This window comes from Nocardia sp. CDC153 (assembly GCF_035818515.1).
Taxonomy (GTDB): Bacteria; Actinomycetota; Actinomycetes; order Mycobacteriales; family Mycobacteriaceae; genus Nocardia.
In genome coordinates, this window is sequence record NZ_JAYKYU010000001.1 from 144,688 (window position 1) to 158,703 (window position 14,016).

Genomic DNA, 14,016 nt, shown 5'->3' on the forward strand with positions numbered 1-14,016 from the left:
AACAACAAATCAGCAACAAATCAGGAGTCGAATTGGGGCAGCAACCGCGGCCGGTTCTCGATGTCAATGTCACGGTGGGGCCGTGGGTGATCGCCACGGCGGGTGGCGGTTTCGCCCCGGCGGCCACCGGCGGGCTCGGCAATGCTTGGGAGCCCGCGGCTTTCGGGCTGTACCGGGACCGCGACGGTGACATCTGGGAGAAGGACGCGCGCGGCTGGCGGCTGTGCCTGCAGGCCGGATTCCCGGTCGATCCCGAGACCGTGTGGGACTGGTCCGATTCGGTGCGCGAGTTCGCACCCTTCACGCCCTGGGGCTGAACGACTCTCGCCGTCGTGACGTTCGCCGACGGTGAACACCCTTCCCGATGTGTCAATTTTCGTTGACGCGCCCCGAATGTCAACGTAAATTGACAGTCATGAGTGAAGCAACGACTCTGGCGGCCGCCGCCGGCAGCCCCGACCCGCAGGTCGGGCTCCGCGCGGTGCTGGCACTGCGCCGGTTGCTCGAGCGGCTCGAGGCCATTCAGGTCGGCAATGCCCGCAAGCAGGGCTGGTCCTGGCAGGCCATCGCCGACGCGCTCGAGGTCAGTCGGCAGGCGGTCCACCAGAAGTACAACCGGAAGGGCGGTATTCGCTGATGTTCGAACGATTCGACAGGGCGGCCAAATACGCGATCGTCATGGCCCAGGAGGAGGCCCGGGACCTCTGCTCCTCGAGCATCGAGGTCGAGCACGTGCTGCTGGGCCTGCTCGCCAGTCCCGACGCCGGACTGGTGGAAGTGCTTGCGGCACATGGACTCACCGCCGCGGGCGTGCGGGATGTGCTGGCCCGCAAGCGGACCGGCGAGCCGCTCGGTGCGGAGGACGCGGAGGCGCTGCGGTCCATCGGCATCGATCTGGACGCGGTGCGGGAGAGTCTGGAGGCGACCTTCGGCGAGAACGCCCTCGATCGGGCGGCCGTGCCCGGTGGGGAATCGCGCTGGGGCAAATACTGGGGGCGGGAGGGCGGCCCGCGCGGCCACATCCCCTTCACCAAGGAGTCCAAGAAGATCGTCGAGCTGTCCCTGCGGGAGGCGCTCGCGCGCAAGGACGACCGGATCGAGGCGGGGCACCTCATGCTGGCGGTGCTGCGCGCCCCCAACGCGGTCACCGGCCGACTGCTCGGCGACGAGGCCGCGCAGCGTGCCCTGCGCGACGCGGTGTCCGGCTACCTCGGGCGGGCGGCCTGATCGCGAACAGACCGTTTGGCCCGATCGGGTCCGCGTCGTGTCCCGGATGTCGGGCCGCGGAGATGATCTCCCCCTACGATCGGGGGCATGACGCTCCTGATACGTCTGCTGATCAATGGTGTGGCCATCTGGCTGGCCGCCGCCTGGGTGAACGGCATCGAGATCAAGACCCCCGAGGACACCACCCAGAGCAAGCTGCTGGTGATCGCCGCCATCACCGTGGTGTTCGCCATCGTGAACACGCTGGTGAAGCCGATCGTGAAGGTGCTGTCCTTCCCGTTCATCGTGGTCTCGCTGGGCCTGTTCCTGCTGGTGATCAACGCGCTCATGCTGTGGCTGACCGCGAAGATCACCGGCACCACGGATTACGGCCTGCGGGTGGACGGCTTCTGGGCCGCGGTGCTCGGCGGCATCATCATCTCGCTGGTCAACTGGGTGTTGGGCGTGCTGGTCCCCGACGAGGACTAGAGCCCGGAGATGGCCAGCGCGATGGCGGTCAGGACCGACCAGACCAGCATCGCCAGACCGGTACCGGCGAGGGCGGGAATCAGACCCGGCCCGTTCTTGCCGGTGCGCACCGGTTCATTGGCCTTCAGGGCCAGCGGCAGGGCGACGAGTCCGGCCAGGGCCCACGGCGTGCGCGCCACCAGCACCAGGCTCGCCACGAACGGCACCGCCAACAGCACCAGATGCAGTGTGCGGGTGCGGGTGTCGCCCAGGCGCACGGCCAGGGTCAGCTTGCCCGATTCGGTGTCGGTCGGAATATCGCGCAGATTATTGGTGACCAGCACCGCGCTGGAGAACGACCCGACCGCGACCGCGCACGCCAGCCCGGCCCAGTCGACCCGCCCGGCCTGCACGAACTCGGTGCCCAGCACCGCCACCAGGCCGAAGAACACGAACACCGCGATCTCACCGAAACCGCTGTACCCGTACGGGTTCCGGCCGCCGGTGTAGAACCAGGCCCCGGCCAGGCAGGCCGCGCCCACCAGAATCAGCCACCAGGCGCTGGTGGCCACCAGCACCAGCCCGAGCACCGCGCCCAGCGCGAGACAGCCGATGGCGGCGTTGCGCACGGCCGCCGGGGCCGCGAGCTTGGAGCCGACCAGCCGCAGCGGACCAACCCGCTCGTCATCGGTGCCGCGAATGCCGTCGGAATAGTCGTTGGCGTAGTTCACGCCGATGATGAGGGCCACCGAAAGCAGCAGGCACAGTACCGCTTTCCACCACACGAACCCCCCGATCGAGGCGGCCGCCCCCGTCCCCGCCAACACCGGGGCGATGGCGTTGGGCAGGGTGCGCGGCCGCGCGCCCTCGATCCACTGCGCTGCTGTAGCCATGCACCGCAGCCTAATGCGAGGGTCGACGACCGCGCCTGTCGGTCAGGCCTCGGCGGCGGCCTTGAGCTGGGCCAGACCCTTCTCGAAGTCCTTGCCCACCAGCCGATCCATCGGCATCAGCTTGCCGACGATGGCCATGATCCCGTTCTGCTGACCGGTCATGCGCCAGGTCACCGCGGTGGTGTCGCCCGCCGGGCGGAATTCGAAGGTGACCTGATTGCTCGCCTTGAACGGCTTCTCGAAGTTCAGCTGGATGCCGATCTCCTCCGACGTCGCCGAGGTGATCTCCATATCCCCGCGGCCCGCCTTGCGATTGCCGTTCCAGAAGTAGCGGGCCCCGATGCCGCGATCGGCGCCGCTGTAGACGCGTTCCATGGCGGGGTCGGTGTCCTCCCACGGAGACCACTTGCGCCACTGATGGAAGTCGTCGATGAGTGCCTGCACCCGGGTGGGATCGGCCTTGATGACCGTTTCCCGGTGAATGTCGAATTCGGCCATGGCATGAGCGTAGGCCGTGCCGGTCCCCGATGGCCCCACCCTGGCGAAATCCGGTTGAACCGAGACCGCCGATTCGGGTAAGCCGGAGCGGGCGCCGGACCGGTCGCTCACCTACGATTGGCGAGGAATGGATTCGGAAAACGGCAGTTCGAGCACGGGAAGCGCGCGGGTGGCGGACGTGGGCGACTCTACCCCGACGGCCCTGCGCGGCGATATCGCGGTGGCCCTGTTGGGTGAGATCGCGGTGCGTCGCGACGGCGTGCTCACCGCCGTACCCGGAGCTCGGGCCCGACTCCTGGTGGCGGCGCTGGCGACGCATCCGGGCCGCAGCCGCAGCGCGCAGGCGCTCATCGACGAGGTCTGGGGCGAGGACCCGCCCCGCGCGCCCATGAACGCGCTGCACACCCAGGTCTCCCGACTACGCTCCGCGCTGCCCGAGGGCGCGCTGGAGATCGGCCCGGCCGGATACCGGCTCATCCTCGCACCCGACCGGGTCGACCTGACCCTGGCCCAGCGGCTGGAAGGGCAAGCGCGGCAAGCGCATACCGCCGGGGACCACCGCGCCTGCCTGGACCTGCTGGCCGCCGCCCGCGGACTCTGGCGCGGCGAACCCGCCGCCGACCTCCCGCCCGGACCGGTCGCCGAGGAACTCGCCACCCTCGCCGCCGCGCGCCGCCGGGCCCTGGACGCGCTCGAGCTCTCGGCCCGCGAGGCCATCGGCGATCTACCCGCCGCCATCGAACTGGCCCAACGGGCCGTGGCCGCCGACCCCTTCGACGAACCCGCGCACGGCACCCTCATGCGCGTGCTCGCCGCGGCGGGCCGCACCAATGAGGCGCTCGACGTCTTCGCCACTCTGCGCACCCGTCTGGTCGACCAGCTCGGCACGGACCCCGGCCCCGCGCTGGTGGCATTGAACACCGCCATCCTGCGCGGGGGCGCGGAGTTCGGTTCCGGCAATGGCGGTTCCGCGCCCGGCGGCCAGGTGACGCCGATCGACGGTCACCGCCGGACCGCGCCGGGAGCTGCTGGCGCGCACCATGATTCGGACTCGTCGGGACATCCGATGGGACCGGGCACCGCGGTCCAGCCGCGGTCGCCGGGGCGCTTGGCCGCGTCCGCGCGGATCGGCGGGTCCGTGCGAACCGCCGAGGCGCGAGAATTGGTGGGCGAGACCGCGATCGGACTGCGTGCCGCGCCGAATCCGCTGCTGGGCCGGGAGGCCGACCTCGCGGCATTGGAGGCGGCGCTGCGATCCTCGCGGGTGGTCACCGTGCTGGGCCCCGGCGGCACCGGCAAGACCCGGATCGCCAATGAACTCGGTGCCCGGATGGCGCACGAAACCGCGGTCGCGCTGGTGGAATTGGCCTCGTTGCGGGCGGATGCGCAGAACCCGGCCGACACCCGGGCCGAGATCGAGGTGGCGATCGCGACCACCCTCGGTGTGGCCGATGTCGTCTGGGAGACCAATGTGCTGCGGCAGGCCCAGAAGCGCGACATCCGGCTGAAGATGCGCGAGGCCCTGGGGATCCGGCCGACGCTGCTGATCCTCGACAACTGCGAGCACCTGATCGAGGCGGTGGCCGAGGTGGTCGCGGACCTGATCGGGGTCAGCGATCAGCTGACCGTGCTCACCACCAGCCGCGCGCCGCTCGAGATCATGGCCGAGACGGTGTATCCGTTGCCGCCGTTGACGATCGACGCCTCCGGCTCGCCCGCCACCGATCTGTTCGAGGCGCGCGCCCGCGCGGTGCGGCCGTCGGTGCGCTTGGATCCGCGGACGGTCGCGCGGCTGTGCCGCACCCTCGACGGCTTGCCGCTGGCCATCGAGCTCGCGGCGGCGCGGGTGCGGACCATGAGCGTGGAGGAGATCGACTCCCGGCTCGACCATCGATTCGCGTTGCTGCGCAGCGGCGATCGCAGTTCGCCGCAACGGCACCGGACCCTGCACGCGGTGATCGAGTGGAGCTGGAATCTGCTCGACGAGCCGCAGCGGGTGGCCCTGCGCCGATTGTGCCGCTTCCCGGCCGGATTCACGCTGGAGGCGGCCGAGTATCTGTTGACCGGGCCCGAGATCGACGATCCCGCACTGGCCGTCGACGGTCTGGTGAGTCAGTCGATGCTGACGGTGCTGGAGGGCGAGGACGGCGGCACCCGCTATCGGATGCTGGAGACGGTTCGTGAATTCGGCGAGGAGCAGCTGGCCTTCGCCGGTGAGATCGACTGGGTCATGGCGCGAATGTCCCTGTGGGCCAGGGATTTCGCGGTGGCGACCGCCCGCCGGTACCACACCGACGAACAGCTGCTCGCGGTCCTGGGCCTGGGCGCGGACATGGACAATCTGGTCGCCGTGCTGCGCTACGCGCTGGAACGCCGCGACGTCGCCACCGTGCACACGGTGTTCCCGATCCTGGCCGGATTGTGGGTGGTGCGGGGTGCGCACGCGGAATTGATCAACTGGTCGCCGCGCATCATCGCCGTGCCGCCCACCACGTATCCGACGATCGCCGCCGAGACCGACCTCTACATCCAGGGCCAGCTCCTGCTCGGCCTGCACCTGATGTTCGGCGGTCCCGATACGCGCGACGTGGCGCGGGTCCGGACCACGATCCGGCGCATTCTGGCTTCCGGAGCGCCGGTCAGTCCGGTCGCTCGGTATCTCGGTGAGCTCGCCACCCGGCCGAGCAACACCACGCAGCTGGCTCGGATGCTGAGCGCGGGTGTGCGTTCCCCCGATGAGCAGATTCGGCTCGCGGCCCTATTGTTGCGCGCCAACCTGTGCGAGAACGACGGCATGGTGTACCGCTCGATCAAGGATGCCGAGACCGCCATGCGCCTCAGCGGCGATCAGGACGTCTGGGGCACGGCCATGACCACGCAGCATCTGGGCAGCATGTACGGCCAGTCGGCGCGCTACGACGAGGCGGTCGGCTACTACCGGAAGGCCGTCGAGCTGCTCGACGAACTACGCGCCTTCGACGAGGCCGTGGAGATGCGCGGGCTGCTGGCCAGCACACTGGCCGGAATGGGTGATCCGGCCGCGGCACGAGCGGCGCTCGCGCCCGCCCTCGGGGTGGTCGGTGAGCTGCCCGCCGACGCTCCTGTCACCAAGCCCAACCACCGCATTGCCTCCGTCGCCGCGGCACTGGCGGAAATCGAACTCGCCGAAGGGGATATCGACACCGGTCTGCGTCGGTTCCGGCAGGTGCTGCCGTTGATGGACTGGCCGCACAATGTCGCGATGCCGGGCCCCGCGACCCTGATCTACGCGTCCGCCGTCATCGACGCGCATGTCTTGCATGGCCCCGTCGACCCGGTGCGCCGAACCGCGGTCGAACTCACCGACGTGGTGGTGCGGGTCATGGGCGGTCAATACTGGGACCTACCCCAGATCGGCTCGATGAGCTGCGCGATCGGCACCTATCTATTGGCCACCGGGCAGCACGTCGAGCGCGGTCTGGAGCTGATCGTCCTGACGCCCAAGGTCTTCGGGCGCCAGGACTACCCGTCCATGCAGTGGCGGCTGCACCTGGACCTGCACCGCGCGGCGGTGGGGGAGGAGCGGGTCACCGCCGCACTGAATGCCGTTGCGGGACTGGGCCGCCGGAAGGCCGCCGAGCGGATCATGACTCACCTGAAGGCGATCGACGGGACCCTCTGACGTCCGACCGCTCGCCACCGAGCAGCCGCCAGGCCACCACGGCCAGGGCGATCGCGGCGAGGATCAGCAGCACCGTCGTGTTGGACACCAGGTCACCGAGTCGGCGGGCCTGGTTCTCCAACGCGAATTCGGTATCGGCGCTGAGGATTCCGGGGAGGGCGGCGGTGCCGTCGAAGACCAGGAACAGCGCGCCGAGCGCGATGAAGAACAGGCCCGACAGCACCGAGGTGGTGTGGAGTTCGACGCGGCCGAGGTGGAAGGTGCGGCCGCGCAGCCACTTTCGCCGACCCAGTTCGAAGCGGTCCCAGAGCGAGGCCAGGACGAACAGCGGTGCGGCCAGGCCCAGGGCATAGACCGCGAGCAGCAGACCGCCGCGGATCGGCGAGCCGCCGACCGCGGCCACCGCGAGGATCGAGCCCAGGATCGGGCCCGCGCAGAAGCCCGCGAGGCCGTAGACCAGGCCCAGCAGATACACCGCGCCCGCCTGCTCGGGTCGGCCCTGTGTGGCGGCGGCGCGCTGGGCGAAGCCGAAAGCGAAACCGCGGCCCAGGATTTGGACGACGCCGAGCACGATGATGGTCCAGCCGCCGATGGCGATCAGGAGTTCGCGGTGGCCGACCAGCAGCCGCCCGGCCAGCGAGCCCGCCGCGCCGAGCGGCACCAGGGTGGTGCACAGGCCCAGGTAGAAGACGCCGGTGCGGGCCAGCAGCTTGCCCTGGGATTCGAAGGAATAGGCGAAGAAGCTGGGCAGCAGCAGCGCGCTGCACGGGCTGAGCAGGGCCAGCAGTCCGCCCAGGAATGCCGCGAAAAAGCCGATGCCGCCGGTCATTCCGTGTCCTGCTGGCTTTGCGTGGTGCGCGCGAGGTCGATGGCGGCGCGGAACTGTTCGATCGGCTGCGCGCCCAGAATCGGGCGGCCATTGATCAGGAACGCCGGGGTCGAGTTCACGCCGATGCCGATGCCCTCGTTCACATCGGCCTGCACGGCACCGGTGGCGGCGGGGGAGTCCAGATCGGCCCGGAACCTGTCGATATCGGGAACGCCCGCGGCACCGGCCAACTCGACGAGCTTGTCCCGGGTGAACGCCCCGGTGTTCTTCTTCTCCGGCGCATGGTCGAACAGCGCCCTGTGGTACTCCCAGAACTTCCCCTGCTGTCCGGCCGCCCACGCCGCGCGCGCGGCGTCCTCGGATTCCGCCCCGAAAATGGCCATGCTGCGCCATTCGATGCGCAGGACGCCCTTGTCGACATAGTCGGAAATGAGCTGGGGTTCGAGCTTGGTGGCGAACACCTTGCAGAACGGGCACTGGAAATCCGAGTACTCGACCATGACAACCGGTGCGTCGGCGCGGCCCATGGCCAGCGGATCCTTCGCGTCGCGCTTGGCCATTTTCGCCAATTGCGCGTACATGGGATTGGTGTGGGTGGCCGCGGCGGCGGGCTTATCGGATTTCTTGTCCGCGCCCAGCATTTGAATCGCCGCAATGGCGAGCAGGCCGATCGCCGCGATAATGGCGAGTCCGGCGAACGTTTTTCGGGTGCTGTATTTCTGGATCTTTCGGGACATGCGGGTACTACTCCTCGGCTGCATCGAGAATGACGAAAGGGTGCTGGATCGATAGACGGGGGGGTCTAAATGATCAGCACGGTCGTCAGATGCGGAGCCGCCACCGGCAGGGTGGGCGCCCGGGGTTGCTTCCCGATCGAAAGCTGTTGGGGTATAGCGAATTCCGGTGCGAACGCGACACCGTGCGTGACCAGTTGGTCGCCGATGGCGCGCGGCGGGGTGGCGAGCGCGCCGGTGGGATCGGAGGCGGGCTGCTCGCGTTTGCCGCAGCTGGGCGCGGGATCCAGGGCCGGATGTCCGGCCCGTTTCGCGACCTGCGCCGGGGTGGACGCCACGGGCGTGCCCGAGTCGAGCAGTGAAAGCCGCTGTGACGAGCCCCATCCCGCGACCGCGGCGATGAGCCCGATGACAATCAGCATCCCCGCGCAGAGCGCACCCCGGGGCAGCCGAATGGACCTTCGGCGTAGCGGGGCGGTTGCGGGATTCACCGAACCGACCATAACAGAACGCCCGCCCATCGAATTCTCGATGGACGGGCGTCCCAACCGCGGGGCGGGCGAGCGCGTCAGGCGCGCCGCATGTACGCCTTCACCGCGAGCGGGGCGAAGATCGCGATCACCACGATCGACCCGATGATCGAATACACCAGGTTGGAGCTGTAGACATTGCCGTTCATCAGCTCACGGGCGGCATTGACCATGTAGTAGATCGGGTTGGCCTTGTTGATTCCCTGCAGCCAGCCCGGCATGGTCGAGACCTGGGCGAACGCGCCGGACATGAAGGTCAGCGGGAACATGATCATCATGGAGATGCCCTGCACGGCGGCCGCGCTCTTGCCGGTGATGCCGACCAGGGCCCAGATCCAGCTCACCGCGAACGAGCAGAACACCACGACCAGACCCGCGACCAGCACGCCGGCCACGCCGCCCGCCGGACGGTAGCCGAGCAGCAGGCCCATGCCCACGGTGAGCACGGTAGCCAGCCCATAGCGGACCATATCGGCGATGAGCGCACCGGCCAGCGCCGAAATGCGGGCGATGGGAAGGGATTTGAACCGGTCGAAGACGCCCTTGTCCATGTCCTCGCGCAGCTGGGTGCCGGTGACCACGGAGGTCAGCACCACCGTCTGCACCAGGATGCCGGGGATCAGGACGGGCAGGTAGTCGTGCACATTGCCGCCGATCGCCCCGCCGAAGATGTAGGCGAACAGCGCGGTGAACAGGATCGGCTGCACGGTGACGTCGAACAGCTGCTCCGGATTGTGTTTGATCTTGAGGATGCCGCGGTAGGCCATGGTGAGCGAATTCGCCACGGTCTGCTGCAGCGGAATGTGGTTGGACACTTCGGGAATGGGCGCGGCCGTGGCCGCGTGCCGCCCGGCGGGGGCGGAGAGAGTCGTGGTCATGCCGCGCTCCGTTCGGTCTCGGTGTCGTCCTCGGCGGCGTGGCCGGTGAGTGCGAAGAACACTTCGTCCAGGCTCGGCTTGGCGACATTGATCTCGTCGACCCGGATGTCGTTCTCGCGCAACCGGATCAGGATGTCGGTGGTGATGGAGGGGTCGGGCAGGGGCGCGGTGATGCGACCCGCCTCGGGGGTGATGGTGGCCTCGACGATCCGGCCCGCCGCGCGGGAGAGCATCTCGCCCACCAGGTTTCGGGCCTCCTCGATGCGGGCGCGGTCGGCCAGCGTGAGCTGCAGCGCGGACAGCCCGACCGAGGCCTTGAGCTCGTCGGAGGTGCCGTCGGCGATGACCTTGCCGCGGTCGATGACCGCGATCCGGTCGGCCAGCTGGTCGGCCTCGTCCAGGTACTGCGTGGTGAGCAGCACGGTCGAGCCCTCCCGCACCAGGCGGCGGATGGTGTCCCACATCTGGGCGCGGGTGCGCGGGTCCAGGCCGGTGGTCGGCTCGTCGAGGAACAGCAGCGGCGGGCGCGCGATCAGGCTGGCGGCCAGATCCAGGCGTCGCCGCATGCCGCCGGAGAAGTTCTCCAGTGCCTTGTCGGCGGCCTCGGTCAGGCCGAATTCCTCCAGGAGTTCGGCCGCCTTGCGCCGCGAATCGGTCTTGGACAGGCCCAGCAGCCGCGAGAAGATGACGAGATTCTCGGTGGCGGTGAGCTTTTCGTCGACGGAGGCGTACTGGCCGGTCACGCCGATCAGCGAACGCACGGCCGTCGGCTCGGTGAGCACGTCGCGGCCGAAGATCCGGGCGCTGCCGCCGTCGGGACGCAGCAGGGTGGCGAGCATGCGGATGGTCGTGGTCTTGCCGGCTCCGTTGGGACCGAGCACGCCGTAGACAGCCCCCCGCGGCACCGCGAGACTCACGCCGTCGACGGCCCGCTGCTCCCCGAAGACCTTGACCAAGTCGTTCGCCTCGATGGCGAGTGCCTCAGCAGGTGTGTAAGAAGTCATGGCTAGAGCCTGCGGCTCGGGCCTTGCACCCCCCTTGCGTGACGATTGCGCGCCCCGCGCAAGCGGCGGGCGGGCTCACGCAAGAAGTCGATGTATCAGCGGAAATAGCCGATATATCGATGCAAGAGCTGTCGATAATCGGTTCGGCGAATCAGCGCGGCGACCCGGTCAGCAGCAGTTCGCGCAGCTTCGCCCGGTCCGGCTTGCCGGGACCGCGCAGCGGAAGTTCGTCCAGCACGGCCAGTTCGCGTGGGGCGGCGATGGGGTCGAGTTCGGCCAGCACGTGGTCGCGCAGCTCGTCCAGGGTCGGGGCGGTCGCGCCCGGGGCGGCGACGATGGCCGCGGCCACCCGCTGACCGAGGCGTTCGTCGGGCAGGCCCAGCACCACGCATTCGGAGACGGCCGGGTGGGTGATGAGCACGGCCTCGACGACCTGGGGGATGACCAGCAGGCCGCCGGTCATGATGGCCTCGTCCAGGCGGCCGGTGATGGTGAGCACGCCATTGTCGAAGTGACCGGCGTCCTCGGTGCGGAACCAGCCGGGTTCGGCGAAGGCCTCGTGCTCGGGCAGATTGCGGTAGCCCTTGGCGACCATGTCGCCGCCGAGCAGCACCCGGCCCTCCTCGATCCGTACTCGCGTGCCCGTGAGCGGTATTCCTTCGTACACGCAGCCGCCGCAGGTTTCGCTCATGCCGTAGGTGCGGAAGACGGTGATGCCCGCCGCGCGGGCCCGTTCCAAGACCGGCTTGGGAGTGGCCGCGCCGCCGACCAATACGCCGTCCAGCGAGGCCAGGGCCGCGGTGGCGGCGGGCTCGTCGAGGGCCTTGATGAGCTGGGTCGGGACCAGCGAGGTGTAGCGGCGCTCGCCGCGCATGCTGGCGATCGCGCCGACCAGGGCCTCGGGCAGGAAGCCGCCGGAGACGTCCAGCACGGTCGGTTCGGTCCCGGCCAGAATGCTGCGCAACAGGACCTGGATGCCCGCGATGTGATGGGTCGGCAAGGCCAGCAACCACTGCCCGGGCCCGCCCAGGCGCTCGTGGGTGGCGTCGCCGCTGGCCCGCAGATTGGCGGCGGTGAGCATGGCGCCCTTGGGGTTTCCGGTGGTGCCGGAGGTGGTGACCACCAGGGCCACGTCCTCGTCGATCTCCTCGCCGGGCCGCAGGCTGCCGCTCAGGCGCTGGGTCTCGCGGCGGTCGGCGGTGGGGACGGGCAGCCAGGCGGGGCCGTTGCCCTCCAAGGCTTCTCGGAGATGCGGCAATACTTCGCCCACCGCTGCGCCGGTGGGCATGGGAAGAATTCGGAGGGTATTGCTCACGTTCGCGATCGTGTCATTCCGTGGAGTGGCGGCGCGCGGAGGGGTCGGCGCCCGGGTGTCGATGCTGCAGGGTCTCGTGCGGTCAGTCGGACGTCGGTGTCGCCAGCGGCCATCCACCGGCTGCGAGCCTGGAGGCCACCCGAGCGATATCGTCCTCGCCGGGCTGCTCCTTGGCAACTCGGGCAATCGCCGCCTCGATGTCGGCGCGCTCGATGTCGGAGGCGGCCACGCGCTCGCGGATCAGCTCCTCCACCACCAGGTGGACCTCGTAGTCGGTGAGGCGGCGGTGCAGCACCGCCAGCAGCGCCACATAGTCCGATTGCGGAATACCCTGCGGATATCCGGCTTTGAGCCAGTCCAGCACTTTTTGCAGGACGTTGGCACGCGGCGGGGCGGCGGGGGCCGGGTCGGGCGTCCGGTTCGGTTCGGGGGTGCTCACCAACGTGCCTTTCGATCCGGCGGCGTCACGCGCCGAGCAGGTGGATACCGAGTCGGGTGGCCAGGAAGCCGCGTGCGATGAAGAGCACACCGACCACCACCGCGATCATGACCACCGCGAAGCAGAGCGTGGACGCGATCAGGGCGGTGGTGCGCGTGGCGCCGGTCGCGCCGTCGTCCACCTGGGCGCGGCAGCGGATGCCGACGGCGAAGACGGTCGGCAGCCCGGCCCCGAAGATCAAGGCGGCCAGCATGACTCGCCACAGGTCGGAGAGGTTGTGCAGCAGCGTGTGCATCGCGGTCTCCTAACCGATTCCGACGGTGTCGTCATTGCGGCGCGCCGCGGGGGTGCCCTGGCGGGTAGGTGCCGCGGCGGCCTTCCCCTCGTCCCAGTCGTCGGTGACGTTGTGCGAGTTCACCTCGGCGCGCTTGGACCGGAACCAGATGAACGCCGCCATGGCGATCAGCAGCGCGAACACCACCAGCACGCCGACCGTGCCGCCGATGCCGTGCAGGATGCCCCAGCAGATCGCGCCCACCACACCGGCCAGCGGCAGGGTCAGCACCCACGCGGTCACCATCCGGCCCAGCACGCCCCAGCGCACCTCCGCGCCGGGCCGTCCGATGCCGGAACCGAGGATGGATCCCGTCACCACCTGGGTGGTGGACAGCGGCAGACCGAAGTGGGCCGAGGTGAGAATGATCGCCGCACTGGTCGATTCGGCGGCGAAACCCTGCGGCGGCGCGATGTCGACCAGGCCCTTGCCCAGCGTGCGAATGATCCGCCAGCCGCCCAGGCAGGTGCCCGCGGCCATGGCGATGGCGCAGGCCACGATCACCCACAGCGGGATCTGATCGGTGGATTTGGCCGAGCCGTGCGCGATCAGCGCCAGGAAGATGATGCCCATGGTCTTCTGCGCGTCATTAGTGCCGTGCGCCAGCGAGACCAGGGAGGCGGTGCCGATCTGACCCCAGCGGAAACCGCGTGACACGGTCTTCTCATTGCTGCCCTTGGTGATCCGGTACACCACCCAGGAGGCGATGGCGGCCACCAGCGCGGCCACGACCGGGGACAGCAGGGCCGGGACGATGATCTTGGCGAGCACGCCCTTGCTGCCGTGCGCCCAGATGACGCCGTGCCAGCCCAGCGCGGCGATGGTCGAGCCGATGATGCCGCCGAACAGGGCGTGCGAGGAACTCGACGGCAAACCCAACAGCCAGGTGAACAGATTCCACAGAATGCCGCCGACCAGACCGGCGAAGACGATGTCGAGCAGGGCCCGACCACTCACCTCCGAGAGGTCGACGATGCCCTCGGCCACCGTCGCGGCGACGGCGACGCTGAGGAAGGCGCCCACCAGATTCAGCGCTCCGGAAAGGAGTACGGCTGTACGCGGCGGGAGCGCACCGGTGGCGATGGAGGTGGCCATCGCGTTCGCGGTGTCGTGGAATCCGTTGGTGAAGTCGAATGCCAAGGCTGTGCAAACAACGATCAGCAGAACGAGCAGTTCGGCAGACACACCGATCAGTTTGCGCTATACCCTTTACGCTCCGTTAACCGG

The 14,016-nt window shown here is 69.2% G+C and carries 16 protein-coding genes; 5 read left to right on the forward strand and 11 right to left on the reverse strand.

Translation table 11 applies throughout. The features are described 5' to 3' along the window. Positions 1-32: 32 nt before the first annotated feature. The 4 genes from VMT65_RS00745 (at position 33) to VMT65_RS00760 (ending at position 1,695) form a co-directional block, all read left to right on the forward strand. Positions 33-317 (forward strand): hypothetical protein, encoded by a 285-nt coding sequence (locus tag VMT65_RS00745; protein ID WP_326305951.1) that lies wholly within the window; start codon positions 33-35, stop codon positions 315-317. Between the two features lie 98 nt (positions 318-415). After that, the gene (locus tag VMT65_RS00750; RefSeq protein ID WP_040813561.1) at positions 416-637 is read left to right on the forward strand and encodes a hypothetical protein; all 222 of its coding nucleotides are present in this window, start codon (positions 416-418) and stop codon (positions 635-637) included. Further along, entirely contained in the window at positions 637-1,227 is a 591-nt protein-coding gene (locus VMT65_RS00755; RefSeq protein ID WP_326305952.1) for a Clp protease N-terminal domain-containing protein, read from the forward strand. The genes VMT65_RS00750 and VMT65_RS00755 overlap by 1 nt, the downstream gene beginning before the upstream one ends. 87 nt (positions 1,228-1,314) lie before the next feature. Then, positions 1,315-1,695 (forward strand): phage holin family protein, encoded by a 381-nt coding sequence (locus tag VMT65_RS00760; RefSeq protein WP_326305953.1) that lies wholly within the window; start codon positions 1,315-1,317, stop codon positions 1,693-1,695. Here the strand turns inward: VMT65_RS00760 and VMT65_RS00765 are convergent. Together VMT65_RS00765 and VMT65_RS00770 are read right to left on the reverse strand one after the other, a co-directional pair. Then, positions 1,692-2,567 carry a 1,4-dihydroxy-2-naphthoate polyprenyltransferase gene (locus VMT65_RS00765; RefSeq protein WP_326305954.1) on the reverse strand — a complete coding sequence of 292 codons (876 nt, stop codon included), beginning with the start codon at positions 2,565-2,567 and terminating at the stop codon, positions 1,692-1,694. The genes VMT65_RS00760 and VMT65_RS00765 overlap by 4 nt on opposite strands. A gap of 42 nt (positions 2,568-2,609) precedes the next feature. Then, a complete protein-coding gene (locus VMT65_RS00770) occupies positions 2,610-3,065 on the reverse strand; it encodes an SRPBCC family protein (protein ID WP_326305955.1) in 456 nt (151 codons plus the stop codon). A 178-nt stretch (positions 3,066-3,243) separates the two neighbouring features. Here VMT65_RS00770 and VMT65_RS00775 point away from each other — a divergent pair, with 178 nt between their 5' ends. Beyond that, the gene (locus tag VMT65_RS00775; protein WP_326305956.1) at positions 3,244-6,726 is read left to right on the forward strand and encodes an AfsR/SARP family transcriptional regulator; all 3,483 of its coding nucleotides are present in this window, start codon (positions 3,244-3,246) and stop codon (positions 6,724-6,726) included. Here the strand turns inward: VMT65_RS00775 and VMT65_RS00780 are convergent. The 9 genes from VMT65_RS00780 to VMT65_RS00820 form a co-directional block, all read right to left on the reverse strand. After that, on the reverse strand, positions 6,689-7,555 hold the full coding sequence (locus VMT65_RS00780) for a cytochrome c biogenesis CcdA family protein (protein ID WP_326305957.1): 867 nt from the start codon (positions 7,553-7,555) through the stop codon (positions 6,689-6,691). The genes VMT65_RS00775 and VMT65_RS00780 overlap by 38 nt on opposite strands. After that, positions 7,552-8,292: a DsbA family protein gene (locus VMT65_RS00785; RefSeq protein WP_326305958.1), complete on the reverse strand. Its 741-nt coding sequence runs from the start codon at positions 8,290-8,292 to the stop codon at positions 7,552-7,554. The genes VMT65_RS00780 and VMT65_RS00785 overlap by 4 nt, the downstream gene beginning before the upstream one ends. A 65-nt stretch (positions 8,293-8,357) precedes the next feature. After that, positions 8,358-8,780: a hypothetical protein gene (locus tag VMT65_RS00790; protein WP_326305959.1), complete on the reverse strand. Its 423-nt coding sequence runs from the start codon at positions 8,778-8,780 to the stop codon at positions 8,358-8,360. Between the two features lie 77 nt (positions 8,781-8,857). Then, on the reverse strand, positions 8,858-9,697 hold the full coding sequence (locus VMT65_RS00795) for an ABC transporter permease (protein WP_326305960.1): 840 nt from the start codon (positions 9,695-9,697) through the stop codon (positions 8,858-8,860). Beyond that, on the reverse strand, positions 9,694-10,701 hold the full coding sequence (locus VMT65_RS00800; RefSeq protein ID WP_326305961.1) for an ATP-binding cassette domain-containing protein: 1,008 nt from the start codon (positions 10,699-10,701) through the stop codon (positions 9,694-9,696). Before VMT65_RS00800 ends, VMT65_RS00795 begins: the two co-directional genes overlap by 4 nt. Positions 10,702-10,852: 151 nt before the next feature. Next, positions 10,853-11,989 carry an o-succinylbenzoate--CoA ligase gene (gene menE / locus VMT65_RS00805; RefSeq protein ID WP_326307395.1) on the reverse strand — a complete coding sequence of 379 codons (1,137 nt, stop codon included), beginning with the start codon at positions 11,987-11,989 and terminating at the stop codon, positions 10,853-10,855. Between the two features lie 109 nt (positions 11,990-12,098). After that, complete coding sequence (locus tag VMT65_RS00810; RefSeq protein WP_326305962.1) at positions 12,099-12,455, reverse strand: DUF3349 domain-containing protein; 357 nt, start codon at positions 12,453-12,455, stop codon at positions 12,099-12,101. Positions 12,456-12,480: 25 nt separating this feature from the next. Beyond that, entirely contained in the window at positions 12,481-12,750 is a 270-nt protein-coding gene (locus VMT65_RS00815) for a hypothetical protein (RefSeq protein WP_326305963.1), read from the reverse strand. Positions 12,751-12,759: 9 nt separating this feature from the next. After that, positions 12,760-13,974, reverse strand: a complete 1,215-nt coding sequence (locus VMT65_RS00820; RefSeq protein WP_326305964.1) for an inorganic phosphate transporter — start codon at positions 13,972-13,974, stop codon at positions 12,760-12,762. Positions 13,975-14,016: the final 42 nt, after the last annotated feature.